The sequence below is a fragment of the Reyranella sp. genome, assembly GCF_965228225.1.
In the GTDB taxonomy this organism is placed as follows: Bacteria; Pseudomonadota; Alphaproteobacteria; order Reyranellales; family Reyranellaceae; genus Reyranella.
The window spans coordinates 145369-170625 of sequence record NZ_OZ245801.1 but is presented as its reverse complement, the minus strand read 5'-3'; the positions used below and the strand labels follow the sequence as shown (position 1 = coordinate 170625).

General features: G+C 66.5%; 24 protein-coding genes. 15 read left to right on the top strand and 9 right to left on the bottom strand.

Annotated features, from left to right (window positions below):
• Positions 1-5: 5 nt before the first annotated feature.
• Complete coding sequence (locus ACO07K_RS00780) at positions 6-3212, bottom strand: AsmA family protein (RefSeq protein ID WP_422034024.1); 3207 nt, start codon at positions 3210-3212, stop codon at positions 6-8.
• A gap of 67 nt (positions 3213-3279) precedes the next feature.
• Here ACO07K_RS00780 and ACO07K_RS00775 point away from each other — a divergent pair, with 67 nt between their 5' ends.
• Positions 3280-3468 carry a DUF4169 family protein gene (locus ACO07K_RS00775; protein WP_422034023.1) on the top strand — a complete coding sequence of 63 codons (189 nt, stop codon included), beginning with the start codon at positions 3280-3282 and terminating at the stop codon, positions 3466-3468.
• A gap of 104 nt (positions 3469-3572) precedes the next feature.
• Here ACO07K_RS00775 and ACO07K_RS00770 read toward each other — a convergent pair whose 3' ends face one another.
• From ACO07K_RS00770 to ACO07K_RS00760, 3 genes are all read right to left on the bottom strand, one after another.
• Positions 3573-4079, bottom strand: coding sequence for a winged helix-turn-helix transcriptional regulator (locus tag ACO07K_RS00770; RefSeq protein WP_422034022.1), 507 nt, complete (start codon positions 4077-4079; stop codon positions 3573-3575).
• Positions 4080-4203: 124 nt separating this feature from the next.
• Entirely contained in the window at positions 4204-4953 is a 750-nt protein-coding gene (locus ACO07K_RS00765) for a Bax inhibitor-1/YccA family protein (RefSeq protein ID WP_422034021.1), read from the bottom strand.
• 207 nt (positions 4954-5160) lie between these two features.
• Entirely contained in the window at positions 5161-5838 is a 678-nt protein-coding gene (locus ACO07K_RS00760; protein ID WP_422034020.1) for a GntR family transcriptional regulator, read from the bottom strand.
• Between the two features lie 297 nt (positions 5839-6135).
• Here ACO07K_RS00760 and ACO07K_RS00755 point away from each other — a divergent pair, with 297 nt between their 5' ends.
• The 8 genes from ACO07K_RS00755 (at position 6136) to ACO07K_RS00720 (ending at position 12816) form a co-directional block, all read left to right on the top strand.
• Complete coding sequence (locus tag ACO07K_RS00755; RefSeq protein ID WP_422034019.1) at positions 6136-7008, top strand: alpha/beta fold hydrolase; 873 nt, start codon at positions 6136-6138, stop codon at positions 7006-7008.
• A gap of 164 nt (positions 7009-7172) precedes the next feature.
• Positions 7173-7892 (top strand): ABC transporter permease, encoded by a 720-nt coding sequence (locus ACO07K_RS00750; protein ID WP_298309503.1) that lies wholly within the window; start codon positions 7173-7175, stop codon positions 7890-7892.
• 19 nt (positions 7893-7911) lie between these two features.
• A complete protein-coding gene (locus ACO07K_RS00745; RefSeq protein WP_422034018.1) occupies positions 7912-8673 on the top strand; it encodes an ABC transporter permease in 762 nt (253 codons plus the stop codon).
• Complete coding sequence (locus tag ACO07K_RS00740) at positions 8666-9454, top strand: ABC transporter ATP-binding protein (RefSeq protein WP_422034017.1); 789 nt, start codon at positions 8666-8668, stop codon at positions 9452-9454. Before ACO07K_RS00745 ends, ACO07K_RS00740 begins: the two co-directional genes overlap by 8 nt.
• Positions 9455-9475: 21 nt before the next feature.
• Positions 9476-10429, top strand: a complete 954-nt coding sequence (locus tag ACO07K_RS00735; RefSeq protein WP_422034016.1) for an ABC transporter substrate-binding protein — start codon at positions 9476-9478, stop codon at positions 10427-10429.
• 67 nt (positions 10430-10496) lie between these two features.
• Entirely contained in the window at positions 10497-11630 is a 1134-nt protein-coding gene (locus ACO07K_RS00730; protein WP_422034015.1) for an FAD-dependent oxidoreductase, read from the top strand.
• A gap of 109 nt (positions 11631-11739) precedes the next feature.
• Complete coding sequence (locus ACO07K_RS00725; protein WP_422034014.1) at positions 11740-12324, top strand: amino acid synthesis family protein; 585 nt, start codon at positions 11740-11742, stop codon at positions 12322-12324.
• 36 nt (positions 12325-12360) lie between these two features.
• Positions 12361-12816, top strand: coding sequence for a YbhB/YbcL family Raf kinase inhibitor-like protein (locus ACO07K_RS00720; protein ID WP_422034013.1), 456 nt, complete (start codon positions 12361-12363; stop codon positions 12814-12816).
• 45 nt (positions 12817-12861) lie between these two features.
• On the opposite strand, the gene ACO07K_RS00715 is transcribed toward ACO07K_RS00720, so the two are convergent.
• Complete coding sequence (locus tag ACO07K_RS00715; protein WP_422034012.1) at positions 12862-15381, bottom strand: ABC transporter permease; 2520 nt, start codon at positions 15379-15381, stop codon at positions 12862-12864.
• Positions 15382-15391: 10 nt separating this feature from the next.
• Positions 15392-16051 carry an ABC transporter ATP-binding protein gene (locus ACO07K_RS00710; protein ID WP_422036614.1) on the bottom strand — a complete coding sequence of 220 codons (660 nt, stop codon included), beginning with the start codon at positions 16049-16051 and terminating at the stop codon, positions 15392-15394.
• An 87-nt stretch (positions 16052-16138) separates the two neighbouring features.
• Here ACO07K_RS00710 and ACO07K_RS00705 point away from each other — a divergent pair, with 87 nt between their 5' ends.
• Positions 16139-16858, top strand: a complete 720-nt coding sequence (locus ACO07K_RS00705) for an arylesterase (RefSeq protein WP_422034011.1) — start codon at positions 16139-16141, stop codon at positions 16856-16858.
• Positions 16824-17369, top strand: a complete 546-nt coding sequence (gene thpR / locus ACO07K_RS00700) for an RNA 2',3'-cyclic phosphodiesterase (protein WP_422034010.1) — start codon at positions 16824-16826, stop codon at positions 17367-17369. The genes ACO07K_RS00705 and thpR overlap by 35 nt, the downstream gene beginning before the upstream one ends.
• Before the next feature lie 134 nt (positions 17370-17503).
• On the opposite strand, the gene ACO07K_RS00695 is transcribed toward thpR, so the two are convergent.
• Both ACO07K_RS00695 and ACO07K_RS00690 read right to left on the bottom strand, forming a co-directional pair.
• Positions 17504-18547, bottom strand: coding sequence for a phosphotriesterase family protein (locus tag ACO07K_RS00695; RefSeq protein WP_422034009.1), 1044 nt, complete (start codon positions 18545-18547; stop codon positions 17504-17506).
• Positions 18544-19554 carry a Bug family tripartite tricarboxylate transporter substrate binding protein gene (locus ACO07K_RS00690; protein WP_422034008.1) on the bottom strand — a complete coding sequence of 337 codons (1011 nt, stop codon included), beginning with the start codon at positions 19552-19554 and terminating at the stop codon, positions 18544-18546. Before ACO07K_RS00690 ends, ACO07K_RS00695 begins: the two co-directional genes overlap by 4 nt.
• Before the next feature lie 54 nt (positions 19555-19608).
• Here ACO07K_RS00690 and ACO07K_RS00685 point away from each other — a divergent pair, with 54 nt between their 5' ends.
• Positions 19609-21759: a N,N-dimethylformamidase beta subunit family domain-containing protein gene (locus tag ACO07K_RS00685; protein ID WP_422034007.1), complete on the top strand. Its 2151-nt coding sequence runs from the start codon at positions 19609-19611 to the stop codon at positions 21757-21759.
• Here the strand turns inward: ACO07K_RS00685 and ACO07K_RS00680 are convergent.
• The gene (locus ACO07K_RS00680; protein WP_422034006.1) at positions 21743-22228 is read right to left on the bottom strand and encodes a low molecular weight protein-tyrosine-phosphatase; all 486 of its coding nucleotides are present in this window, start codon (positions 22226-22228) and stop codon (positions 21743-21745) included. The two genes, ACO07K_RS00685 and ACO07K_RS00680, sit on opposite strands and share 17 nt — an antisense overlap.
• Positions 22229-22263: 35 nt before the next feature.
• Here ACO07K_RS00680 and ACO07K_RS00675 point away from each other — a divergent pair, with 35 nt between their 5' ends.
• The 3 genes from ACO07K_RS00675 to ACO07K_RS00665 all read left to right on the top strand — a co-directional run bounded on the left by ACO07K_RS00675 (position 22264) and on the right by ACO07K_RS00665 (position 25243).
• A complete protein-coding gene (locus tag ACO07K_RS00675; RefSeq protein WP_422034005.1) occupies positions 22264-22998 on the top strand; it encodes an NAD-dependent deacylase in 735 nt (244 codons plus the stop codon).
• Positions 22999-23024: 26 nt separating this feature from the next.
• Positions 23025-24818 carry an acyl-CoA dehydrogenase family protein gene (locus ACO07K_RS00670; RefSeq protein WP_422034004.1) on the top strand — a complete coding sequence of 598 codons (1794 nt, stop codon included), beginning with the start codon at positions 23025-23027 and terminating at the stop codon, positions 24816-24818.
• A 110-nt stretch (positions 24819-24928) separates the two neighbouring features.
• The gene (locus ACO07K_RS00665; RefSeq protein WP_422034003.1) at positions 24929-25243 is read left to right on the top strand and encodes a GIY-YIG nuclease family protein; all 315 of its coding nucleotides are present in this window, start codon (positions 24929-24931) and stop codon (positions 25241-25243) included.
• Positions 25244-25257: the final 14 nt, after the last annotated feature.

Here is a 25257-nt window from a genome sequence, read left to right as displayed (position 1 = left end):
AACTCCTAACGGCCGAAAATATTGGGGATCGGAATGTTGGGGATCAGCGAGCGCGGCTGACCCGGCAGGATCTGCTCCAGCTGCTGCAGCTGCTGCGCGCCCGGCAGGGTGCTGGCCATGCCCGGCGGGTCCTTGGCGCTGCCACGCGAGACGCCGAGCGACGGCGAGGACATCGCGCCCCGTGCGGTCGTGATCAGGTAGGGCGCCGACCCGTCCTCGGCGATGTAGAAATTGACCGTTGTGTCGGTGGTCGAGGTGCCGAGATTGGTTCGCGTGGTGATCCGTGCCGTGGCGCGATTGCCCTGCACCGCCAGACCTTTGTCGGTCAGCACGCCGCCCGCGATGTCGACATGGCCCGAGATCGGGCTGTCGTGGTTGACGAAGCGATTCAACACCAGCGAGATCGCGTTCAGCATGCTGGTGGGCGACATCCCACGCTGGCCGACGGCACCCAGCACGTTGCCCAGGGTCTGGTCGATCACCGTGCTGGCCGCGCCCGCCGCCACCGAGCCCAGCATCTGCAGCGCCTTGTCGGCGCCGACGAAGATGTGCCCGCCGAGCTGCGCGCCGCCCGCCATCGAGGCCCTGATCTGCTCGGCGGTCGTGCCGCTCCCGCGCAGGGTGATGCCGTTGGCGTTCAGCTTGCCGTCGATCGTTACCTTGATGGCGCCGCCGAACTGGTTGGAGCCGGAGGTGCTCCGCAGCATCTCGCCCAGGATGATTCCGTTGGCGTCGCCCTTGAAGTCGAGGGAGAGCGCCGGCTTGGTGGCGTTGACGGTCCCTGCGAGCGCCAGCGAACCGCCATAGAGCGAGCCCTTGAAGTGCTGGACCGTGAGGATGCCGTCCTTCAGCGAGGCCGCGAGGTCGGCGTTGGCGATGCGCAGCGGCGAGCTGACCAAGGTACCGGCCACCAGCTTCAGCGAGCCGTCGATGCTGCGCAACGCCGCCGTGTCGATCGGCTTGGCCGCGGCCGCTCCGCGCGCGGCCGGCCGTGCCGGTGCCCCGCCGCTGCCGCCGATCCGGTCGAGATCGAGCACGCTTGCCCGCAGGTCGGCGTTGATCGTGGTGCGGCCGGTCAGGCGGGCATCGATCGAGCCGTCGAGCGCCTGCCCGTTGAGCACCAGGTTGCCCTTGTAGGCGGCCGACTGCGGTGCCCCCTTGGACGCGCCCGGCAGCGCCAGGGTGCCGGTCGCCTTCACGCTCTGGCCCAGGACGTTGACGTTGAGATCGCGCAGCGTGAGCTGTTCGGCCGTGCCCGCGACGCCGCCGCTCGCGCTCACCGCGCCGAGATCGGCCGGCGCCGTGGTGCCTGCGACCTTGAGCACACGGCTCATGTCGGGCGCCTCGAAATTGAAGGCGATGTCGGCCCGCGGCTGGGGCGCCGAATAATTGGCGACGGTGCCGCGCACCGCGAGACGGCCGCCTCCCAGGTTCGAAACCTTGATGTCGTTCAGCCGCAGCGTGGTGCCCTGCAGCGCCACGTCGACATCGACACCCTGGATCGTCTCCTTGTTGTAGATGAGCTTGGCCACCTTGGCCTTGAGCCCGACCGAGGGGCCGGCCACGGCAAGTGCCGAAGGCGGCGCGGAGGCGCCGGAGGCAGCTGCAGGCTTCTGCCGCACCGCGACCGGGACCAGGAAGGAATCGAGGTCGAGCGTGTCGAGGCTGACGCTGGTCACGATCGACAGCGGCACGGTGAAGGTGACCGTCACGCCGCCGCTGCCCTTGAGGTCGTCGAGCTCGAAGACGGCATCGCTCACCTGCACGTTGCCGCCGGTCGAGGACATGCGGCCGCGCAGGCTGAGCTTCTGCAGCTTGGAGGGCGGCACCGACGACAGGTCGACGGCGAGCCAGGACAGGGTTTCGCGCAGCTTGGGCCCGACCAGGCTGAACTGCCCGGTGACGCCCGGCCGCGCGGCATCGCCCGTCAGGGTCGACTGTGCCTGCAGAACCATGTCGCCGGGCAGCGTGGCCGTGAGCTTCGGCACCGCGACGGCCCCGCCCTTGGCATCGATCTCCAGCACGACGTTGCGGACCGGCTGCTTGTTGTAGATCACCTCGCCGACTTCGAAGGCGACCTTCGCCGTGAGATCCCCGAGGTAGCTCTGCGACGTCGCAGCGGGTGCGCTCGCGGACGGCGCAGCGGGAGACGAGGACGCTGCGGCAGGCGCGGACTGCTGGATCGCCGCCAGCCACCGGTCGAGGTCCAGCTTCGGCACGGCAAGCTTGCCCTCGACCGCGAGCGTCGGCTTCAAAGCGACCGAAAGCGATCCCGAGCCGCTGTCCTGGCCCAGGGCGATCTTGAAGTCGCGCGCGGCGAACGCCGTCGGGGAAACGTCGATGCCGCCGTCGAAGCTGAACTTGCCGGCAAGAATCGCCGGCAGGATGGGCTCGGGCTGGCCGGCGAGCTTGACCAGGGTGCCAACGAAGGTCGTGAGCGAGTCGGCCGACGCGGAGGCTGAGCCGGAAATCTTGGCGGCGGCCCCCAGCTCGCTCAGCGTGCCCTTGAAGCCCAGCTTGCCGCCACCCGCCTGCAGGGTGAGGTCGGCGGTGTGGCCGTTGGCGCCCCGCCGACCCACGGCGAGGTCGAGCCTGAGCGGCGTGCCGTTGACCGAGGCATCGCCCGCCAGCGAATAGGGACCGTCGATCGAGCCCACCGAAGCCGTGAAGTTCGCCTTTTCGGCGACCACCGAAAGACCCGCCTTCGAATCGCTGAAGATCAGCGTGCCGTTGTCGATGGTGAGCCGGCCGAGCGACAGCGGCCGCGGCGAACCGGGCTTGGCCGCGGCGGGCTTCGCTTCGGCAACCGACGGCGCGAATTCCCAGTTCGGCTTACCCTCGGCATTGATCTCCAGCACGATCTTGGGTTCGACCAGCGTCACCTCGCTGACCTCGATGCTGCCGCCCAGGAGGGCCAGCAGCGAAGGCTTCACGGTGACCGACTTCACCTCGACCATGTTGGCGTTCTTGGAGCCGGCCACATTGAAGAACTTCACGCCCGTCACCGAAACGGTCGGCGTGGGAAAAATCGACAGCGAGATCGGCCCATCGATCACGAGATCGCGACCGGTCGCGGTCTTCACCTGCGACACGATCAGCGGCTTGTAGGAATTGACGTCGATCAGGGCGGGCAAGGCCACGAGGGCTGCGACCAGCAGCGCAACGATGCCGCCGCCGCCGATCAGGAGACGCTTGCGGGTGGTCGGTGTCATGGCAGGGCTCCCCGGTCCGGCGCGGCGAGACTAGCGCATCGCTGCCGGGCGCGGCATAGAGAAATCCATGGCCGAAATCGTCAACCTGCGACGCGCCCGCAAGGACAAGGCGAAGCGCGAACGCGAAACGGAAGCGGACGCGAACCGCCGCCGCTTCGGCCGCACGCGCGTGGAGAAGGACGCGGACAAGGACACGGCGGAGCGCGCCGCGCGTCTGATCGACGGCAAGCGCCTCGAAGCCGAGAAGAAGGACTAGCCTTTCTTGTCGTCCTGAGCGCAGCGAAGGACCTCACGCCAGCCACGGAGTACGCTGGTCGTTCAGCCAGGTCCCTCGCTGCGCTCAGGACGACTGAGGGGCGCTCATTTCGCCGGCCGGTTGAGGGCCAGACGCTCGAAGAAGGTGCGTGTGGCCTCGTCGGCGCCCGGCCCCGCCACCGCGCGAACGTTGGTGAGTTCGAGGCGTCGCCCGCTCTCGGCGTCGATCAGCACGGGCTCGAGCGGGCGGTTGTCGGCGCGCTCCACCAGCTCCATCGGCTTGCCGCCGCGCGCGGCCGGGCCGAAGCGGTCACCCCATTGCTTCAGCCCGACGATGACCGTGAACAGCGCGGCGCCCTTCTCGGTGAGCCGGTATTCGTGGCGCAGCGGACGCTGGCGATAGGCGGTCTTGCGGAAGATCCCGGCCTCAACCAGCTTCTTCAGCCGCGCGGTCAGCACGTTGCGCGCGATCCCGAGATTCTCCTGGAAGTCGTCGAAGCGGCGCACGCCGTAGAAGGCATCGCGCACGATCAGCAGCGTCCACGGCTCGCCGACGACGTCGAGCGCCGATGCGATCGAGCAGTTCATCTGTTCGTAGGAGGTGCGCCGCATTCGCAAAGTATAGGGCGGCAGGCGCAGGGCGCAATCTTGGGAGGCGGAGCCGCTCCCCCAAAAGCAGAGCGCCCAGGTCTCTCGACCCGGGCGCCCTTTTCACTTTTCTCGACGGTTCAGTCGGTTAGTCGCGCGACTGGCCCATGAAGCTCATCAGGAACTGGAACAGGTTCACGAAGTCCAGGTACAGGCTGAGCGCGCCGAACACGGCGACCTTCTCGATCATGTCCGTGCCCCAGGCCTCGGAATACTGTTCCTTGATCTTCTGGGTGTCGTAGGCGATCAGGCCCGAGAAGATCAGCACGCCGGCGGCGGAGATGATGAAGCTCATCGTGCCCGACGGCCAGATCATGTTGACGAGGCCGGCCAGGATCAGGCCGATCACGCCCATGAACAGGAACTTGCCCATCGCCGTGAGGTCACGCTTCGTCGTGTAGCCGTAGAGGCTGAGCGCGCCGAAGGCGGCGGCCGTCACGAAGAAGGTGCGCGCGACGCTGGCGCCGGTGTAGCGGAACAGCAGCAGCGACAGGCTGACGCCCATCAGCGCCGTGACCGCCCAGTAGACCGCCTGTACCGCGCCGGTGCTCATCTGAGCGGCGCGGAACGAGGTCAGGAGCAGCAGGCCGAGCGGAGCGAAGATCGCGATCCAGCCCAGCACGTTCAGGCCGACGACGCGACCCGCCTGGACCTGGAAGAACAGGCTGGCGAGTTCCGGCGAGCTGAACAGACCGAAGGCCACGATGCCCGACAGGGCGAGCCCCGAAGCCATGTAGTTGTACACACGCACCATGTGGGCGCGCAGACCGACATCAAACGACGCCTGGTCGGCAACGGTGCCGGCGCGATTGAAGGTGCCGAAGTTCGGATTTACCATCTGGTTTCAAGCCTCCAAGGGGGCCTCGTTTGCCGAGCCCCTTCGACAGATAATCTGGGGTTACAGATCGACTGAATCAATAGCCAAGTAGCCCGCCGGGATTCCAATTTGGAGCCGTTGCGGAGAATAATTAGTTCACTCATTGCGCAAAAACGCAAGAGCCCCTGCCCCAAGGCGGCGGCCGGGAGCGTCGACGGCGGGACGCGATCAGTCTCGGGCCGCCTCGAATGCCTGCTTGGCGGCATTCCGCGCGTTTATCACGTGTTCCTGCGCCGCTTTCCGTGCCTGCCGTGCGTCGCGCGCCGTGATGGCGGCACAAATCGCACTCATCTCGGCATAGCTCTGCTTGGCGCGGCCGGGCAGGGACATCGAGCGCGCGCGCAGGAAATTCACGCGCGCCTGAAGCCCCGTGAGCGTCTCTTCGATGATCTTGTTGCCGCAGTTGCGCAGGATGATGGCGAAGAAGCTGCTCGTGGTGCTGATCTGCTCGCTGGCCGTTTCGCTGCTTCGCGAAGCGCGGCGGAATGCTTCGAGGTTCGCGGCCAGGTCGCCCAGGTCCTCTTTCGCGATCATGGTGGCGCAACGCGCCGCGGCCTCACCCTCGAGAAGTTCTCGCACCTCGTAGATTTCCTCCGCTTCCCGCCATGACAGGCGCGGCACCTGCGGCCCGCGGTTCGGCACGATATCGATCAGACGCTCGGCCTGCAGGCTACGAAGCGCCTCGCGCAGCAACGGCCTGCTGACCCCGAGCGAATTGCACAGATCGGCTTCGACGAGCCGGATACCCGGCGTGAAGACACCCGACAGTATGGCGCCGCGGAGCTTTTCCACGGTCTCTTGCTGGACGCTTTTGCGGCTTACCCGCAGGTCGATCGTTGCTGTCATGCCTGAATCCCGAATGCCGGAGCGTTTGAAGCGGCAATTGTTCCGCAAGTCCACGCCCCGGACAGAGTGACCTTACCAAATGGCACCATAACCACCCGCGCAAACGCATCCCGCAAAGCAATCCGCGCGCCGTCACCTGCAGCTGGCCCAATCATTGCACAAACGTCAGGCACGCCACGCACTCCGTTGGCTTCGCAATAATCACATCCATGCTTATTGTAAGATTGTCTGTCAATCTTATTGACAGACGTTTTGGCCGGTGTTTGGCTACACACAGAGAGAAGGTCGTCGCGCGTGATGGCGGATCCCGCCGCCATCGCCGCAGAGCCAGCAGTTTTGAGTGTGGTGCCAATGGCTGATTCAATTCACATGCATCGGATCGACACGGGTCGGATCACGTTGAACGTCCGTGAGATCGGAAATGGTCCGGTTGCGATATTTCTGCACGGCATCACGTCGAACTCGGCGGTTTGGGATCCTCAGCTTCTTGCCTTGAAGGACACGTTGCGCTGCGTCGCCGTCGATCAGCGCGGCCACGGCCTCAGCGACAAACCGGAGGCGGGCTACGACGCAAAGGATTTCGCCGCCGATCTCGTTGCCCTCATAAAGGTCCTGAACGCGGGGCCGGCTTTCATCATCGGCCATTCGCTCGGTGCCCGTAACGCCGTCGAGGCCGCGGTAATGGCCCCCGATCTCGTTCGCGGCGTGGTGGCGATCGACTTCACACCGTACATCGAAACCGAAGTGCTGGACCAACTCTCGGCGCGCGTGAATGGCGGCGATCGTCTGTTCGCGTCGCAACAGGACATCGAGGAGTATCTCCAGAACCGGTATCCCTTGATGCCGCCCGAAGCGGTGTCTCTGCGCGCCGCATCGGCCTACCGGACGGTCGAGGGAGGTTTCCGCCCCCTCGCATCGCCGCAGGCCATGGCGCAGACGGCAGAAGGCCTGCGCGGGGATCTGGTACCGACGTTCAAGTCGGTTTCACGCCCGATACTCATCGTTCGGGGCGCGCTCAGCAAACTCGTCTCTGCGACCGCACTCGAGAAGACGCGCGCGTTGCGCCCCGATCTGCCTGTGCTCGTCGTCGACAATGTCGACCACTACGTCAATGAAGAAGCACCGGAGGTCATGACGACCGCCATTCGTGACTTCACGTCCAGACACTGAAGCAGAAATCGCGTGCGAGGCATCATGCGAAGCATGAACCTGGCTCTCGAGAGCACAAGGCGCCCGGGATTACCCGGACGCCTGCAACGGGCTTGCCTCTCCGAATGAACAGGTTCCGGTCGCATGCAATCAAAGTCGGCAAAGGCGCTGCTGGCATCGCCGCAATGATCGCGAGCTGGGAAGCCGTGCGTGCGCTGGGCTTCGTCGACCGCCGCGATCTTCCGTCTGCGGCATCCATCGTCGAAACCGCTGCGGTCGACCTCTGGAGTGGCGGGTTGGCCCATGCCGTGCTGGCGACGATCGGATCGTGGGCGCCGGGCCTTGCCGTGGCAGCCGTCGCCGGAGCGGGTGCCGGCATCGCCCTCGCCTTGCTGCCGCGGCTTGAAATCGCAACCCGCCCGCTGCTCGAATTCGTGCGCCCGATCCCATCCGTCGCCCTCATTCCCGTGGCGCTGCTGGTGCTCGGCGTTGGATTGCAGATGCAGCTCTTCATGATCGCCTTCGCGAGCATCTGGCCCATTCTGTTCAGCACCAAGGCCGGCGTCGAAGACGTCGATCCGCGGTTCGTGGAAACCGGTCGCGTGCTTCATGTCGGACGAGCCGCGCGGATCTTTCGGATCGTTCTGCCGGCGATGCTGCCATCCTTCGCGACCGGTCTTCGCACCGCATCGGCGATTGCGCTCGTGGTGGCGATCACGGTCGAAATGCTGACCGGCCAGCCGGGCATCGGATCCTATATCGAAAACGTCCGCCTGAGCGGACTGGTCACCGGAATGTGGGCCTCGATCTTCGTGACCGGCGTGCTGGGCTATCTGGTGAACGCCCTGTTCGTGACCGTCGAGCGCGCGACAATGCCGTGGAGCACCGAGAACCGTGACCGCTAGGGGCAGGTACATAACGCCTTTGGCCTGGCAGGCCGCGACCATCCTCGCCCTGATTGCCCTATGGCAATGGGCGGCGCTGACCTATCCCGCCGTCTATTTGCCGCCGATCGAGCGGATTGCCCAGGGCTACTTCCAGATCTGGCATGGCGACCTGCTCCACAGCGCCCTGCTGCCGAGCCTTCGGCGGCTCGGGGCGGGCTTCGCCATCGCCATCCTGGTCGGGTGCGTGATCGGCGTCGTGCTGGGCTCGCTCCGCTCGCTCGATCCCTGGGTCCGTCCGACGATCGAGTATCTCCGCTATATACCGGCCGTAGCGATCCTGCCGGCCTCTCTGATCGTGTTCGGCGCGACCGATCAGATGCGCATTTTCGTCATCGCCTTCGGGTCGGTGTTTCCAGTGCTGATTGCGGCCACGGATGGTGCGCGTCGCGTCGATCCGATCCTGCTCGACGTCGCGCGAGCCGTCGGGCTCTCGACCGCGGAGCGTCTCGTGCGCGTGGTCCTTCCGGCGTCGCTCCCGTCCATCTTCTCGGGCATGCGCGTCGCGCTCAGCATCGCGCTGGTCATGATGGTCATCTCCGAGCTCATCGCCGCGGATGACGGGCTGGGTTTCTACATCCTGCGCAACCAGCGCCTGTTTCAAACTGCCAACGTATACGCCGGCGTGCTGACCATCGGCACCGTGGGGCTGGGTCTCACGCTCGCACTGCTCGCGGTCGAAAAGCGCGTGCTGTCCTGGCATCGCGGCTGGCGCGGACTGACGGAGACCGGTCGTGGATGAGAATGCCGCCATGAATGAACCCATCCTTGCGGTCGACAACCTGACCAAGGCGTTCCCGGCCGGAGCAACGCCGATCCTGAACGGCCTGACCTTCCGTCAGGAACCCGGGCAGTTCGTTGCGGTGGTCGGCCCATCGGGTTGCGGCAAGACTACGCTCCTGCGCTGCATCGCCTCGTTGATGCAGCCCGACACGGGCAGCGTGCTCCACCGCGGCCGCCATTTCGACAATCCGCCACCGTGGTTGTCGGTCGTCTTCCAGGACTATAATCGCAGCCTGTTCCCGTGGCTCTCGGTCCGACGGAACGTCGCCTTCGGGCTGCGCGGCTCCGGCGCGGATGACAAGCGAGTCGACGAGGCGCTGCGGGCCGTCAATCTCGAGCATGCTGCCGATCTCTATCCCTGGCAGGTGTCGGGGGGCATGCAGCAACGATGCGCCCTGGCGCGCTCGATCGTCGTCTCCCCGAATCTCCTTCTGCTCGACGAACCATTCGCTTCGGTGGACGCGCAGACCCGGATCGACCTCCAGGACATGGTCATGGAAATCTGCCAGACCATGTCGCTCTCAGCCCTGCTCGTGACCCATGACATCGACGAGGCCGTCTTCATGGCGGACAAGGTCGTGGTGCTGTCGACACGGCCGGCGCGCGTGGTCGAAGAGATCGCAATCGATCTGCCGCGCCCCCGCGATCAACTCGCGACCAAGGAAACACCGGAATTTCTCCACCTGCGCCACCGCGTCTACACGCTCGTGCGGAAGCAGGCGCAAAAGTTGTCTCGGTAAGGTTGAACAGGAAGGTGTGACATGAAGTTCAGGATGATTGGGGCTGCGATCGCGCTTGGCGTTGCATTTGGATTGTCGAGTTTCGGTTCGGTTCGACAGGCCGAGGCGCAGGACGCCGTGACCAAGCTCAAGGTCGGGTACATTCCGGTCGGCGTGTACTCGTATCTCTGGCGCGCGCGCGACGCCGGCTACTTCAAGGCCGAGAATCTCGAAGTCGAACTCACGCCGATGGCCGGCGGCGGCCAGATCATTCCCGCCCTGCAGTCGGGCTCGCTGCAATTCGGCATTTCGGACGCGCTCGGCGTCCTCAATGCCCGCAATGCCGGCATTCCCATAACCTACGTTTCATTCAATTTCGCGCAGGCGTCGGACGATCCGGTCCATGCGGTGCTGGCAACGGATCCGGCGATCAAGACTCCGGCCGATCTGAAGGGCAAGGCCGTCGCGACCAACCTCAGCTACAATACCGACTGGACCATGATGCGCGAGTGGCTGCGCAAGAACGGGGTCGATCCCAAGTCGGTGACGTTCCGCGAAGTGCCCTTCCCCGACATGCTGCCGGCGCTGCGCAACAACACCATCGCGGCAGCCGGTGTGACCGAGCCCTTCATCACGCTGGGCAAGTCGCAGGGCGCGACGGTTCTCGGGTACTATTTCACCGATGTGAAATCGCCGGTCGTGTTCAGCGGCATCGTCGCGATGCAGCCCTACGTCGAGAAGAACAAGGATGTCGTCCGGCGCTTCCTGCGCGCGATCAACCGGGCACTCGACGACTTCAAGGACCCGGCGGTCGTTCGTCAGACCATCGCCGCCAACACGAAGGTCCCGCCCGCCGTGATCGAGAAGATGGGGCTGGGCCGCTGGCAGAAGGACATGTCGCCGGAAGCGATGCAGTTCTGGGTCGATGCGGCCAAGAAGGAAGGCATCGTCAATTCGACCGCCGATCTCAAGACACTGGTCTGGCAGGACAAGTAGGCGACGCCGCGGCGCTCGCCGTCCCCTGGCGGCGCCGCACTTTTCGTTCAAACGTACGGTGGTTCAAATGGCGAATATCAACAAACATGGCAGCAAGGCTCTGCATGCTGAAATCGCCGGGGCGGGCTTCGCCGGCCTCACGGCGGCGACCGCACTGGCGCAACGCGGCTGGAGCGTGCGTCTGCACGAGCGCGGCCCTGAGCTGCGTGCCTTCGGCGCGGGCATCTATCTCTGGCAGAACGGATTGCGCGTGCTGGAGGGCGTCGGCGCGCTCGAAGACGTGCTGACGGGCTCTCACACCCCTCCCACCTATGAAACCCGCCGTCACAACCTGACCGTCTCGCGCGAGACCTTCAACGGGTTGCCATGGCGCATCATGACCCGCCAGCACCTGCACAATGGTCTGGCCAAGCGGGCACGCGAGGCTGGGGTCGAGATTCGCACGAACTCCGAAGTCGTTGCCGCCGATCCGTCGGGCAAGATCACGCTGGCGTCCGGTGAAGTGCTGGAAGCGGATCTCGTGGTGGGCGCCGACGGCGTCGGCTCGAAGGTTCGCGATTCGATCGGCTTCGAGCAGGATCGCTGGGTTTCGACCGACGGGTTGATCCGCATTCTCGTGCCGCGCATGAAGAAAGAGCTCGGCCACGGCGAGTGGGACAATACCATCGACATGTGGAATTTCTGGCCGCGTGTCCTGCGCATCCTCTATTCGCCCTGCAACGAGAACGAACTGTATCTCGGCCTGATGGCGCCGGCCGCCGACCCGGAGGGCTCGCGGGTGCCGGTTCACTTCGACACCTGGGTCGAGATGTTTCCATTCCTGGAACCGGTCCTCGCCGAGGCCGCCAAGCTCAAGACCGCCCGGTACGATCGCTACGAGACGAGAAAGCTGTCGGAATGGACCCGCGGCAAGGTCGCACTGGTGGGCGATGCGGCGCACGCGATGTGTCCGGCGCTGGCCCAGGGTGCCGGATGCGCGATGGTGAACGCCTACAGCCTCGCCATGGAACTCGAGGAAACTCCCGATGTTCAGGAGGCCCTGGTCTCCTGGGAAAAGCGCATTCGGCCGATCACCGATCGCTGCCAGGCCCTGTCGGGTGACTACGCGGCGAACCGGTCTCTGTCGAAGGGCAACCAGTTCACCCCGGCGGCGCTCGAAGCAGCCCGCTACGATCCGACGCGCCGCGTCTTCTCCTGGTGAGACAGGCGAACTTCCAAACCGGCTGATTCCCTCATTGTGCGCATGACGCGCCAGACGACGGTGCCGTGCCTTCGGCCGCGCCGCGTCGCCTCTTGGAGATTGCAGGATAATGAACGTCGATAACGAGTTGCGGGCCGCCTACGAAGTGCGCTCCTGGCACAGCTTCGTACAGGAAGTCGAACACGATGGCGGCAAGCCGCGGGACGCGTTGGTCAAGGCGGCGGTCGCCGTGGTCATACGCAATCCGTTTGCCGGCAGCTACGCCGAGGACCTGTCGCGATTGATCGCGCCCAGCGCTGCGCTCGGCAAGGCGCTGGGCGCGCGCGCGCGCGCCTTGCTCGGCGGCCGCCCCGTCCACAGCTACGGCAAGGGTGGCATCGCCGGAACGGCCGGCGAGCAGGAGCATGTCGTGGCCTGTGTGACCACCGTCTTCGGCGATGCCCTGCGCGCGGCGGTTGGTGGCGGACTCGCCTGGATTTCGTCCGCCTCCAAGGTCGGTGTCGCCGGAACGGCCATCGACATTCCCCTGGCGCACAAGGACGAGCTCTACATTCGCTCTCACTATGACGCGATCTCGATCGCGGTCCCCGACGGCCCGCGCCCGGACGAGCTGTTGATCTGCGTCGGCGTCGCGTCCGGAGGACGTGTCCATGCCCGTGTCGGCGGCAAGACCATCGACGACCTCGCGAAGTAGCCGGTCGAACTCTGAATATTGCGGCAGGAGTATTGAATGCCTTTGAACATCAAGGACCTGAAGATCGAAAGCCTCGACTTCGCCCCCCTCGGGCGGATGAAGGATGAGCATGCCGGAAACAAGGGCAATGTCATTCCCCGCCTGAGGATCAGCGGCGCACCGAAAGAGGCGGTCGAACTCGCGATCGTCTGTCACGATCCCGATGCGCCGCTCGCGCAGGGCTTCACGCACTGGACGCTGTACGCCGTACCGCCGGGCACGACCGACCTCGACGATGCACAAAGCAAGTTCCGGGTCGGTCCGAACGGCGCAGGTCAGCCGGGCTATTATGGGCCCCAGCCGCCGGACGGCCACGGACCGCACCACTACTACTTCTGGGTCTATGCGCTCGATACGAAAGTGGAAGGCACGCCCAGCCGCGAACAGTTCCTCGATCGCTACGCCGGCAACATCATCGAGCAGAACCGCGTGGTCGGCATCTACGAGAACTAGCCGCCAAGACGATGTGTCCAGGAGTGAGAACGGGAAGCCCCGTTCTCACTCGTTGCGCAGCAAGGCAAGCGGTCGCTGCCTCAATGCCGCCAGGGTTCCCGCCAGCCCGAAGGCCAGGGTGAGCGCCATGGCCCCTACGGCGACCGCCACCGCCACGGTCGGCAGGAACGTCCATTCCAGGTTCATGAGACGGCGCACCACTAGGTAGGCCGCCAGAGTCCCCACCCCCAGCGCGGCCGCGGCGGTGGCGAGGCCCAGGAAGGCGAACTCCCAGGCGAAGGTCCCGGCGATGCGGGCCCGGGTGGCGCCCAGCACCTTCATCACCACCGCCTCATGGACGCGGCGGCGCTGGGTGGCCAGCATGGCCCCCGCCAGCACCAGCACCCCGGCCAGGATGCTGAGGAAGCCGATCACCCGGCTGGCCAGCCCGATATTGCCCAGCACCCCGGCCGCCGTTTCGATGGCGTCGCGGATGCGCACCACGGTGACGTTGGGGAACTGGTCGGTGACGGCCTTGAAGATCGCGTCCTCCGCCTCCGGCGTCGATTTCACCGTGGCGAGGAAAGTGTGCGGCGCCTTGTCGAGCGTGCCCGGCGAGTAGACGAACACGAAGTTGATGGCGAGCGTGGTCCATTCGATGCGGCGCAGCGAGGCGATCTTGGCTTCGATGTCGCGGCCCAGGATGTTCACGGTGATGCTGTCGCCCAGCCCCAGGCCGAACTGGTTGGCCAGGTTCTCGTCGAACGAGATGAGCTGCGGCCCGCGATAGTCGGCCGGCCACCATTCGCCGGCGACGATGCGCGAGCCCTCGGGCGGCGTCGCCGAATAGGTCACGCCGCGGTCGCCCTCGACCGCCCAGCGCGCGTCGGACGGGACCGCGATCTCGCTGACCGGCTTGCCACCGATCTTGACGATGCGCCCGCGCAAGGACGGCACCTTGTCGAGCGGTCCGGCGCCGGGGATGGCGGCGAGCGCCTTCTCGAAGGCCGGCATCTGGCTCGACTGGATGTCGACGAAGAAGAAGGCCGGCGCATCGCCCGGAATGCGCTGCGTCAGCTGTTGGCGCAGATTGCCCTCGATCAGGGCCGTCGCCACCAGCACGGTGAGGCCGAGGCCGAGCGACAGCATCACAATCGGCGTCGGCGCGCCCGGCCGGTGCAGGTTGGCCAGCGCCAGCCGGAGAGCGGCGAACTTGGGCTTGCCGATCCGGGCGGCGCCGAACATCAGCAGCCGCGCCAGGAGGGGAAAGGCGATGAAGGCGCCGACCGAGCCCAGCACGAAGTAGGCCGCGATGCGGCGGCTGTCGGCGGTGAAGATGGTGAAGGCCGCCAGCCCGACCGCGACGGCGGCGATCGCCAGCGCATCGCGCCACGCCAGCCGGCCACCCTGATGCACGACGGCGCCGCGCATCAGCGTCGCCGCCGAGACGCTGCGGGCGCGCATCAGCGGCACCAGGGCGAACAGCAGCGAGACCAGCAGGCCGAATCCCGCGGCCGTCGCCAGCGGTCCGGCATAGAGCGCAACCCGCGCCCGCACCGGCAGCACGTCGGCGATCGCCGACTGCGCCACGAACGGCAGGGCTGCGCCGATCACCAGGCCGATGCCGACGCCCAGCGCCGCCAGCGCCGCGAGCTGGATGAAGTAGGTGGTGAAGACCAGCCGTTCCGGCGCACCGAGGCACTTCAGGGTCGCGATGGTGCGCAGTCGCGCCGCCAGGAAGCTCGAGACGGCATTGCCGACGCCCACGCCGCCCACGAGCAGCGAGGCTAGGCCGATCAGGCCGATGAATTGCGTCAGCCGGTCGAGCCAGAAGCGGATGCCGCCGCCGGCATCGTCGAGGCCCCTCACCCGCCAGCCGGCATCGGGAAAGCGGGCCTTCAGCGCTGCGATGACCGCGCGATCCGAGCGTCCGGGCGGCAGCCGCAGGCGGTATTCCCAATTGAGCAGGCTGCCCGGCTGCACGAGACCCGATTCCAGGGCGGCGTCGAGCGGGATCATCAGCCGCGGCCCCAGGCTTGCGAAGGCGTTCAGGCCGCGGTCGGGCTCGCGCGCGATGATGCCGCGCACCTCGACCGCCGTATCGCCGACCTTCAGCATGTCGCCGGGCGCCATGTTCATGCGGCGCAGGGCCGATTCCTCGACCGCGGCGCCCCAGATCCCGTCGCGCTTGCCCAGCGCGTTGGCGAGCGTTCCGCCATCGGCCATGTCGAGCTTGCCGTAGAGCGGATAGGCCGGTTCGACGGCCTTGAGCTGGACCAGCGTCGGGCGACCGTCGGGCTTGGTCGGGCGCGCCATGGCGCGGCTGTCGAGCCAGCGCACGAACTCGCCCTGCTCGCGCATGAAGGCGATCTGCTCCGGCGTCGCCTCGCGGTAGAGCAGCGAAATGGCGACGTCCCCGCCCAGGATCTCGCGCGCGTCGGCCCGCAGCCCTTCCTCGATGGCACGGCTGAACGACAGGATCGCGGCGATGGCGCCGACGCCCAGCGCCAGGCAGGCGATGAACAGGCGGAAGCCGCCAAGGCCGCTGCGCATCTCGCGGCGGGCGAGGCGGAAGGCGAGGTTCATGGGGACGCCGTCACTGCGCGGCGAGCGCGCGCAGGCGATCGTCCGCGACCAGCAGGCCGTCGGCGATGCGCAGCACCCGGTCGCAGCGCTCGGCGAGGCCCATGTCGTGCGTGATCAGGATCAGGGTGGTGTTGTCGGTGCGCGCGACCTCGAACAGCAGATCCATCACCTGCTTGCCGGTGGCGCCGTCCAGATTGCCGGTCGGTTCGTCCGCCAGCATCAGCTTGGGCCGGCCGACGAAGGCACGGGCGACCGCCACGCGCTGCTGCTCGCCGCCCGACAGCTGTGCGGGATAGTGGCCGATGCGATGGCCCAGCCCGACCCGCTTCAGCGCCGCCTCGGCCAGCTCGAACGCATCGGAACGGCCGGCGAACTCGAGCGGTAGGGCGACGTTCTCGTGCGCCGTCATGGTCGGGATGAGATGGAATCCCTGGAACACGATGCCGATATGGTCGCGCCGCAGCCGCGCCCGGTCGTCGTCGCCCATGGGCCCGAGATCGTTGCCGGCGACCTCGACCCGGCCCGACGTCGCCCGCTCCAGCCCGCCCGCGACCATCATCAGGCTCGACTTGCCGGCACCCGAAGGCCCCACCACCGCCGCAATCTCGCCAGCCGCGATGTCGAGAGTGACGCCGCGCAGGATATTGACCGTGCCGGCATCGCTCGCCATGTCGAGATGCACGTCGGTCAGGCGAACGATCGGAAATTGTGCGATGGGAAGCGGCTCGGCCAAGCGGGCTCCTGGGACAGGCGGAGAATGAAACTGCAAACTCGATATGGTGGTTTTACGGCGACGGTCAATTCACGGATCGTGGCATTCGTGGCGATGATCCTGGCCCTCGCGGCCCTGACGGCGCCCGTGACGGCCCATGCACAAACCGGGCAAACGGCGGCCGAGCCGGTGAAGCTCGCGATCCTGGGCGACAGCCTGGCCGCGGGCTACGGCCTCGCCCCGGCCCAGGCCTTTCCCACCCGCCTGCAGGCGGCGCTGAAGGACAAGGGCCGCAACGTCACCGTCATAAACCACGGAGTCTCGGGCGACACGACGATGGGCGGGCTCGAGCGCATCGACTGGATGCTGGCCGACAAGCCCGACATCGTGATGGTCGAGCTGGGCGGCAACGACATGCTGCGCGCCCTCGATCCGGTGGCCACCGAGCGCAATCTCGATGCAATCGTCGATAAACTGAAACAGGCGGGCGTCACGGTATGGCTGACGGGCATGCTGGCGCCCCGCAACTACGGGCCCGAATACGTCAAGCAGTTCGACGGCCTCTACAAGAAGATCGCCGACAAGCACGGCGTGCCGCTCTATCCGTTCTTCCTCGACGGCGTGGCCCAGGACCCCGCCTTCAACCAGCCCGACGGCATCCATCCCAACGCCAAGGGCGTCGACATCATCGTCGAGCGTATCCTCCCCTTCGTTACGAAGAATCTCGACGATGCCGCGTCTGTTCGCCGCCCTGCCCGTCCCTGACGAGATCGCCGAGGAACTCGCAGCGCTGCAGTCGGGGGTCCCCGATGCGCACTGGGTGCCGGCCGAGAATCTTCACGTCACCCTCTGCTACGCGGGTGAGGTGCAGGGCGGCACGATGCGCGACTTCGAGGAGGAGCTGGCCGATATTGCCGGTCCGCCCTTCTCTGTGGCCATTGCCGGCGTCGAACAGTTCAGCAACGGCAAGCAGCCGCGCGCGCTGGTCGCCGTCGTCGAACGCAGCGAGCGCCTCGACTGGCTGCAGCAGAAGGTGACGACCGTCGCGCGCAACTGCGGCATCGAGATCGACCGCCGCAAATACCGCCCGCACGTCACCCTGGCGCGTTTCCCCGCGGGCGGCGAGACCGGCCATCACATCGCGCAGTTCACGGCCAGCCACGGCACGTTCCGTCTGGAGCCGTGGGTGGCCGAACATTTCACGCTCTATTCGAGCCGCCTCGGACGAGGCGGGCCGATCTATACGGCGGAAGCGGAGTATCCGCTGACGTTCTAGCTCTGGCCTTCGGTCGTCCTGAGCGCCGCGAAGGACCTCACGGAACGATCAGGGGACTCCTTGGCTAGCGGGAGATCCTTCGCGGCGCTCTAGGGCGGGGGTTACCCCGCCCGCGATGACAATGGCGCCGTCCGCTACACGAACGTCAGCAGCCGCCGCGGATTGCCCACCAGGATGGCGTCGATTTCGGCCTCGCTGTAGCCGCGCTTCTGCATCATCGGCACGACGTTGCGGAAGATGTGGCCGTAGCCGTGGCCGCCAAAGCTCGCGAGGCGGGTGCGGTAGCAGATGTCGTGGCTGATCACGACGCGCTCCAGATGACCGGCATCGATCAGCGCGCGGATCAGCTTGAGCCGTGTCGCGTCGTTGGGCATGTCGATGTCGGAGAGGCCATAATAGCTCGATTCCTGGCCGAACAGGTCGAACTCCACCGTCACGCCGGAGTCGGCGAGCCTCTGCAGGCGCGGCTCGTCGAAGATGGTGCGGTCGATGTGGCTGATGACGATGCGCTCGGTCGGGAAGCCTGCTTCCTTGGCGAAGTCGGCGATCTCCTGCGGCTGGTCGGGATCGCGGCCGGGATGGACGTTGATCGCAGCACCGGTCTCGGTGGCGGCGATGAACGCGCCCTGCATCACGCGCTTCTCGGTTTCGGTCCACGGCGCCTGGCAGCCGATCTCGCCGATCATGCCGGCGCAGACGTCGGTGCCCCAGGCGCCGTCGTGGATCTGGCCGATCATCTCGGCGGCGAAATCGTCGACCGTGCGGCCGTGGTTCTTCGGATCCTGGTAGTCGTTCACGTAGTAGCCGCAGCCCATCACCAGATGGACGCCGGTGCCGGCCGCGATGCGGCGCAGGCCGTTCGGATCGGGCGAGAGGCCGCCGCACGACAGTTCGACGATGGCGTCGCCGCCCTCGTGCTTCATCATCGCCACTTCGCGCGTGGCGATGTCCTCGAGGTCGAGCATGTACTTGCGGCCGGCGCGCTTGAGGCCGCGGCCGTAGTTGATCTGCCAGACGTTCTCCAGGGTGATCTCGGGGCCGAGATCGTTGTCGGAGCGCGTGCCGGGCGGACGGATGTCACAGAGCACGTGTTCGTGCATCAGCGTGCGTCCGAGCTTCTCGGGCTCGATCGGCCCGAGAACGGTCTGGATCTTTCCCTTCAGGTCGGGACGGCTCATTGCGGCTCCAGCTTGGCGGCCTCGACGACCTTCTTCCACTTCACGTACTCGGTCTGCATGTGCTTGGCGAGGTCCTCCGAGGAGCCGCCCAGTTCGGCAGCGCCGGCGTCGCGGATCTTCTTGATGACGTCGGGCTGCTTGGAGGCCTTCACCAGCTCGTCCGAGAGCTTCTTCACGATCTCCGGCGGCGTGCCGGCCGGCGCCGAGACGTACCACCAGGGCGCGGCGTCGAAGCCCGCGAAGCCCTGCTCGGCGATGGTCGGCGTGTCGGGCAGCGAGAACCAGCGCTTGGCCGAGCTGACGCCCAGCGCGCGCAGCGCGCCCGTCTGGATGTGCGGCAGGTAGGGCGGGAGATTGTCCATCGTGCTCGGGATGTGGCCGGCCAGCAGGTCCTTCAGGACCAGCGAGCTGCCACGATAGACGACGTGCTCGACCTTGAAGCCGGCCAGCGACTGGAAATATTCCATCGCCAGGTGACCGGTGCCGCCGACCGCCGGGGAACCGAAGCTCACCTTGTTGGGGCCCTGCTTCTTGCAATACTCGACATATTCCTTGGCCGTCTTCACCGGCATGTCGGGATGCACCGCGAGCACGTTGGCGACCTCGCCGAACAGGGCGACCGGCGCGAAGCTCTTCACGCTGTCGTAGGGCATGCTCTTGTAGAGGAACTGGTTGGTGACGGCCGTGCCGACCGTACCCAGCAGCAGCGTGTAGCCGTCGGCCGGCGACTTGGCGACGATCTCGGCCCCGACATTGCCGCCGGCGCCGCTCTTGTTGTCGACCACGAAGGTCTGGCCCCAGACTTCCTGGAGGTGCGCCGAGGCGATGCGGCCCAGCAGGTCGGTCGTCCCGCCGGGTGCGAAGGGCACGACCACGCGGACCTGCTTGTTGGGGTAGGTCGACTGGGCCCAGCCCTGGCGCGCCAGCATCGGGGCGGCGAGGGGAACGGCGACGGCACCCGCGATGAGATTGCGGCGTCCGATCTTGGCGATTGTCTTATTGGTCATGGCGAAGCTCCCTTGTTTCAGGCGACTATATCGTCCGCCAATTGGGAGTTAAATGTGACCGCAGCATTGATTGGGTACACGGATCGCATCTCGGTACGGAGCGGCGAGAAAATCAGCTTCAAGGTCTCGAGCGCGGGACCTAACCCCTATCACGCCATGCTGGTGCGCATCGTGCGCGGCGATCCCAATCCCGGCGGACCGCCGCCCAAGTTCGAGGATCTGTCCGAACTGTTCGACGGTCGCTTCGCGTCGCGCGTCCAGCACGCCTGGCCCGGCTCCTACGGCCTGGTCGAGGGGGCAAAGGATCTCGGATTGCCCGGCGCGCTCCAGGTCGAGGCGCTGATCTGGCCGACCCTGCCCGAGGACGGGCCGCAAACCGTGATCTCGCGCCGCGACGCCGCGACCGGCGCGGGCTTCGCGCTGGTGCTGACACAAGAGGGCATGGCGCTGGAGAGCGGCACAGACCGCGTCTGCGTGGGCAAGAAGCTGCGGGCGCGCAACTGGTACCGCGTCTGGGCCAGCGCCGATCCCGAGACTGGCACGCTGCGGGTCGGCCAGCAGCCGCTCGCGCGCGCCTTCGGCACCGACGACGAGGGCGAGGCAAGCGTCAAGGCCTCCATTCCGGCGCTGGAGGCCGCGGCTCCCGTGATGATCGGTGCGGAGTCGGCGACGGACCGGCCGGCGCGGCGCTGCTTCAACGGCAAGATCGAAGCGCCGCGCATCCAGGGCTTCGCCGCCTGGGATTTCACGCGCCGCATGGACTCGATGGAAATCGAGGACACCGGTCCCAACAAGCTCGATGGAAAACTGATCAATCTGCCGACCCGCGCGATGAAGGGCTCGGCCTGGACCGGCGCCGAGCGCGACTGGCGCCGCGCGCCGAACCACTACGCCGCCATCCATTTCCACGACGACGACCTGCACGATTGCGGCTGGCTCGACGATTTCAGCTTCACCATCCCCAGGGAAATGAAGAGCGGCATCTACGGCATGCAGCTCACCTGCGGGACGCACCGCGACATCATCCCGTTCTTCGTGCGGCCGCAGGTCGGCAAGCCACAGGCCAAGGTCTGCTACCTCGCCTCGACCTTCACCTATCAAGTCTATTCCAACTTCTCGCGCGGCATGTTCGACGACGCCTTCCGCAAGAGGGTCGCCGACTGGAAGGCCTATCCGAACAATCCCGACGAGCATGGCGATTATGGCCTGTCGACCTACAACCATCATCGCGACGGGTCGGGCGTGGCCTATTCCTCGCGGCTGCGGCCGTTGCTGACCTGGCGGCCGAATTTCCTCAGCTTCAACGATGAGGCCGGCTCCGGCCTGCGCCACCTGCCGGCCGACACCCATCTCACCGGCTGGCTCGATCGCATGGGCGTCGCCTTCGACGTGGTGACGGACCACGATCTCGACGAGAAGGGCGTGGAACTGCTCGCCTCCTACAAGGTCGTGCTGACCGGCTCGCACCCGGAGTATCACACCGAGGGCACGCTCGACGCGCTGCAGGCCTATACCGAGAGCGGCGGCCGGCTCATGTATCTCGGCGGCAACGGCTTCTACTGGCGGGTGGCGCTGTCGCCCAAAGTGCCCGGCGCCATCGAGGTGCGGCGCACCGAAGGCGGCATCCGCACCTGGGCGGCCGAGCCCGGCGAATACTACCACGCGTTCGACGGTGCCTATGGCGGCCTGTGGCGGCGCTCGGACCGGCCGCCGAACCTGCTCTGCGGCATCGGCTTTTCGAGCCAGGGCACCTTCGTGGGCGATTCCTACCGGCAATCGCCGGCGGCGCGCGACAACACCCATGCCTGGGTGTTCGAGGGCGTGAAGGACGCATTGTTCGGCGGTTACGGCTTCTCGGGCGGCGGCGCGGCGGGCTTCGAGCTCGACCGGCTCGACCACCGGCTGGGCAGCCCGCTCAACGCCGTGGTTTTGGCCTCGTCGGAAGGCCACGACCGCCGGAACTTCGTCGTGGTGCACGAGGAACGGCTGGGCTTCACGACGACGATTCCCGGCCAGACGCTGGAGCAGCTCATCCGGGCGGACATGACCTATATCGAGAAGCCGAAAGGCGGCGCGGTGTTCTCGGTGGGCTCGATCACCTACTGCGGCAGCCTGCCCCACAACAAGTTCGACAACGACGTGTCGCGGCTCACCTTCAACGTGCTGAACCGGTTCGGCGAGCTGGGCCTCAAATGGCCTTTCTGACCTCGGGCGCCAGCCGGGCGACGAGGCCGCGCGTGGCGGCCTCGATCATGCCGAGGGCACGCTCATAATCTTCGGCGGTGCCGCCGAACGGGTCGGCAATATCGAGGACGCCGATCGGCGGGGCATAGCTCATCAGGAGCTGCGGCCGGTCGGCCAGTTCGCGCGTCGCCAGCCAGCGCAACTCGACGAGATGGTTGCGCGTCATCGCCAGCACGTAGTCGAAACGCCTGATGTCCTCGCCCGTCACCTGGCGAGCCCGGATGCCGGAAATGTCGTAGCCGCGCGCGGCCGCCGCCTCGACGGCGAGCGGGGTCGGTGGTTGGCCGATATGACTGGCGCCTGTCCCGGCCGAGTCGATGTCGAGGGCGTCGGCGAGACCCGCCTTCGCCGCCTGGGACCTGAACACGCCTTCGGCCATCGGCGAACGGCAGAGGTTCGCGGTGCAGACGAACAGAACTCCAATGGTCATGGCCGCGGACCCTAGCACGGCGCTAGATTGGCGGCATGCATCAGGATTTCTTCCCGCCCGGCATCGCCGTGCTGACCGGCGCCGGCATCTCCAAGGAAAGCGGCATCGACACGTTCCGTGACGCCGACGGGCTGTGGAACAGGGTGAACCTCGAAGAGGTCGCGACCCTCGAAGCCTGGCACCGCGACAAGAAGAAGGTGCTCGACTTCTACAACGAGACCCGCAGCATGTTCCGTGCAGCCGGCATCGGCCCGAACGAGGCGCACCGGGCGCTGGCACGGCTCGAGCGCGAGTATGACGGCGAGGTGACGATCATCACGCAGAATATCGACCTGCTGCACGAGGAGGCCGGCTCGAAGCGGGTGATCCACATGCACGGTCGCGACGGGGAGATCCGCTGCATGGCTTGCAAGACGGTGTTCTCCTCCGACTATGACCTGACGCCCGCTTCGATCTGCCCTCACTGCAATTCCGTGGGCGAGCTGCGCCCCAACATCGTGTGGTTCGGCGAGATGCCGATACACCTCGAGGAGATCTATGAAGCGCTGGAGCGCTGCGGCCTCTTCCTGGCGATCGGCACGTCGGGCGAGGTCTATCCCGCCGCCGGCTTCGTCCTGCATGTGCGCCGCCACGCGCCGCGCGCCCGCACGGTCGAGCTCAATCTCGAACCGACCGACAACAAGAGCCTGTTTCACGAACACATCTATGGCCCCGCTACCGCGACCGTACCGCCCTATGTGACGCGCGTGCTGACGCAGGGCTGGCGATAACAAGAAAAGACCAGACGGAGGAAACCATGCCCGACATGACTCACGGATTGAACGAAGGGCCGCACGGCGCCCATCACATCGCCACAGACGCGCACGGCCAGAATTTCCATTCGATCGACCGGCAGTTCCAGGACCTGATGCGGCTCTACATGGAGCCCGGCCTGCTGCGGCAGATGACGCCGCATTTCGAGCGCCTGGGCGGGCTGGCCGGCGGCCGGCTCGACGAGCTGGCGATGGTCGCCGACAAGCATCCGCCGGTGCTGCAGCCGCGCGACCGCTTCGGCCGCGACGAGGACTGGATCGATTATCACCCGGCCTATCGCGAGATGGAGAAGATCGCCTTCGAGGAATTCGGCATGCACGCGATGAGCCATCGCGCAGGCGTGCTCGGCCTGGCGGAGCCCGCCCATCCGCTGGTGAAATACGCCATCACGTATCTCTTCGTGCAGGGCGAGTTCGGCCTGATGTGCCCGGTCTCGGTCTCCGACACGTCGAACTTCATCATCAAGCGCTACGGCTCGCCCGAGCTGAAGAAGCTGCTGCTCGACCGGCTGCTCAGCCAGGATCCGGCGACGATGCTGAAGGGCACGCAGTTCATGACCGAGAAGGCCGGCGGCTCCGACGTCGGTGCGCTGGAGACCGAGGCCGAACGGGTGGGCGTCGGCCCCGACGGTGTCGAGCGCTGGAAGCTCTATGGCCAGAAATGGTTCTGCAGCCATGCCGACGCCGATGTCGCGGTGATGCTGGCGCGCCCGCGCGGCGCCGCGCCCGGTACGTCGGGCCTCGGCCTGTTCGCCCTGCCGCGGCGGCTCGAGGATGGCAGCCGCAACAGCTATCGGATCGTGCGACTTAAGGACAAGCTCGGCACCCGCTCGATGGCCTCGGGCGAGATCATCCTCGACGGCGCCACCGCCTATCTCGTGGGCGACGTAAATCGCGGCTTCAAGCAGATGATGGAGCAGGTGAACCTGTCGCGGCTGAGCCACGGCGTGCGCGCCGCCTCGATGATGCGCCGCTGCCTCAATGAGGCGCTGGCCGCCGCCCGCGGCCGCCGCGCCTTCGGCCGCGCCATCGCCCAGTACCCGCTGCTGCGCCGCCAGCTCATGAAGATCATGCTGCCGACCGAGCAGGCGCTGTCGATGTTCGCCTTCTCCGCCGACGCGATGGGCCGCGCCGATAAGGGCGACAAGGACGCCGCGAACCTGCTGCGCATCCTGACGCCGGTCTACAAGTTCCGCGCCTGCCGCGACAACATCCCGGTCGCCAGCGCCGCACTCGAGGTCAAGGGCGGGCTGGGCTACATCGAGGAATGGGTGACGGCGCGGCTGGTGCGCGACGCGCAGGTCGGCACCTTGTGGGAGGGCACTTCCAACATCAACGCGCTGGACGTGGTGCAGCGCGCCGTCGGCAAGTCGGGCGGCCACAAGACGCTCTCCGCCGCGCTCAAGGCAAAGTACGAACCCAGCGGCGCCCTGCCCGGCCAGTACAAGGGCCTGCTCGGCGCCACGCTCGACCGGGTCGAACGCTTCGTCGAAGCGGTTGCCGCCGATCCCAAACACGAAAAGCGCTCCCGCCTCGCCGCCGGCGCGCTCTATCACGCGACGAGCGCGGCCTTGCTGGCCTGGGAAGGCGCCACCCTCGGCACCGAAGGCGGCGACGCCCGACGCCTGCTTCTGTCGCGCCTGGTCATCGAACACCGCCTGGCGCCGCAGGACCCGCTGTCTCTCGGCGAGTCCGGCTGGGAGGAAGAAGCCATCAACCTCCTCCTCGACGACGCGCCCGTGCCGCTGGCGAAGGCTGCGGCGTTGGTGGCGGGATAAAGATAAAGGTCCCTCGCTGCGCTCGGGATGACAACATTTTCTTGATGGATGGTGTGAATTAACAACCCATAATTGTCATCCCGAGCGCAGCGAGGGACGTTTGGCGACCGATGTTCACCTACTACGTCTACATTCTCACGAACGTGAAGCGGAACGTGATGTATGTCGGCGTCACGAATGACCTGGAGAAGCGCGTCGCCGAGCATCGCGCCGGAACAGGCGGCGCCTTCACGCGGCAGTATCGCGTGCATACCCTGGTTTATGCCGAGGAATATCAGCAGATCGAAGACGCGATCGTGCGAGAGAAGCAGATCAAGGGATGGCGGCGGTCCAAGAAGGATGCGCTGGTCGAGGCGGCCAATCCGACCTGGGCGGACTTGCTTGATGCGGGCGTTAGCAAAGGTCCCTCGCTACGCTCGGGATGACAATTTTTCCCCAA

What these genes read in the sequence shown, in the direction of transcription:
- ACO07K_RS00780 (WP_422034024.1), bottom strand. Translation starts at nt 3,212, where the DNA reads ATGACACCGACCACCCGCAAGCGTCTCCTGATCGGCGGCGGCGGCATC.
- ACO07K_RS00775 (WP_422034023.1), top strand. Translation starts at nt 3,280, where the DNA reads ATGGCCGAAATCGTCAACCTGCGACGCGCCCGCAAGGACAAGGCGAAG.
- ACO07K_RS00770 (WP_422034022.1), bottom strand. Translation starts at nt 4,079, where the DNA reads ATGCGGCGCACCTCCTACGAACAGATGAACTGCTCGATCGCATCGGCG.
- ACO07K_RS00765 (WP_422034021.1), bottom strand. Translation starts at nt 4,953, where the DNA reads ATGGTAAATCCGAACTTCGGCACCTTCAATCGCGCCGGCACCGTTGCC.
- ACO07K_RS00760 (WP_422034020.1), bottom strand. Translation starts at nt 5,838, where the DNA reads ATGACAGCAACGATCGACCTGCGGGTAAGCCGCAAAAGCGTCCAGCAA.
- ACO07K_RS00755 (WP_422034019.1), top strand. Translation starts at nt 6,136, where the DNA reads ATGGCGGATCCCGCCGCCATCGCCGCAGAGCCAGCAGTTTTGAGTGTG.
- ACO07K_RS00750 (WP_298309503.1), top strand. Translation starts at nt 7,173, where the DNA reads ATGATCGCGAGCTGGGAAGCCGTGCGTGCGCTGGGCTTCGTCGACCGC.
- ACO07K_RS00735 (WP_422034016.1), top strand. Translation starts at nt 9,476, where the DNA reads ATGAAGTTCAGGATGATTGGGGCTGCGATCGCGCTTGGCGTTGCATTT.
- ACO07K_RS00730 (WP_422034015.1), top strand. Translation starts at nt 10,497, where the DNA reads ATGGCGAATATCAACAAACATGGCAGCAAGGCTCTGCATGCTGAAATC.
- ACO07K_RS00725 (WP_422034014.1), top strand. Translation starts at nt 11,740, where the DNA reads ATGAACGTCGATAACGAGTTGCGGGCCGCCTACGAAGTGCGCTCCTGG.
- ACO07K_RS00720 (WP_422034013.1), top strand. Translation starts at nt 12,361, where the DNA reads ATGCCTTTGAACATCAAGGACCTGAAGATCGAAAGCCTCGACTTCGCC.
- ACO07K_RS00715 (WP_422034012.1), bottom strand. Translation starts at nt 15,381, where the DNA reads ATGAACCTCGCCTTCCGCCTCGCCCGCCGCGAGATGCGCAGCGGCCTT.
- ACO07K_RS00710 (WP_422036614.1), bottom strand. Translation starts at nt 16,051, where the DNA reads ATGGCGAGCGATGCCGGCACGGTCAATATCCTGCGCGGCGTCACTCTC.
- ACO07K_RS00705 (WP_422034011.1), top strand. Translation starts at nt 16,139, where the DNA reads ATGAAACTGCAAACTCGATATGGTGGTTTTACGGCGACGGTCAATTCA.
- thpR (WP_422034010.1), top strand. Translation starts at nt 16,824, where the DNA reads ATGCCGCGTCTGTTCGCCGCCCTGCCCGTCCCTGACGAGATCGCCGAG.
- ACO07K_RS00695 (WP_422034009.1), bottom strand. Translation starts at nt 18,547, where the DNA reads ATGAGCCGTCCCGACCTGAAGGGAAAGATCCAGACCGTTCTCGGGCCG.
- ACO07K_RS00690 (WP_422034008.1), bottom strand. Translation starts at nt 19,554, where the DNA reads ATGACCAATAAGACAATCGCCAAGATCGGACGCCGCAATCTCATCGCG.
- ACO07K_RS00680 (WP_422034006.1), bottom strand. Translation starts at nt 22,228, where the DNA reads ATGACCATTGGAGTTCTGTTCGTCTGCACCGCGAACCTCTGCCGTTCG.
- ACO07K_RS00675 (WP_422034005.1), top strand. Translation starts at nt 22,264, where the DNA reads ATGCATCAGGATTTCTTCCCGCCCGGCATCGCCGTGCTGACCGGCGCC.
- ACO07K_RS00670 (WP_422034004.1), top strand. Translation starts at nt 23,025, where the DNA reads ATGCCCGACATGACTCACGGATTGAACGAAGGGCCGCACGGCGCCCAT.
- ACO07K_RS00665 (WP_422034003.1), top strand. Translation starts at nt 24,929, where the DNA reads ATGTTCACCTACTACGTCTACATTCTCACGAACGTGAAGCGGAACGTG.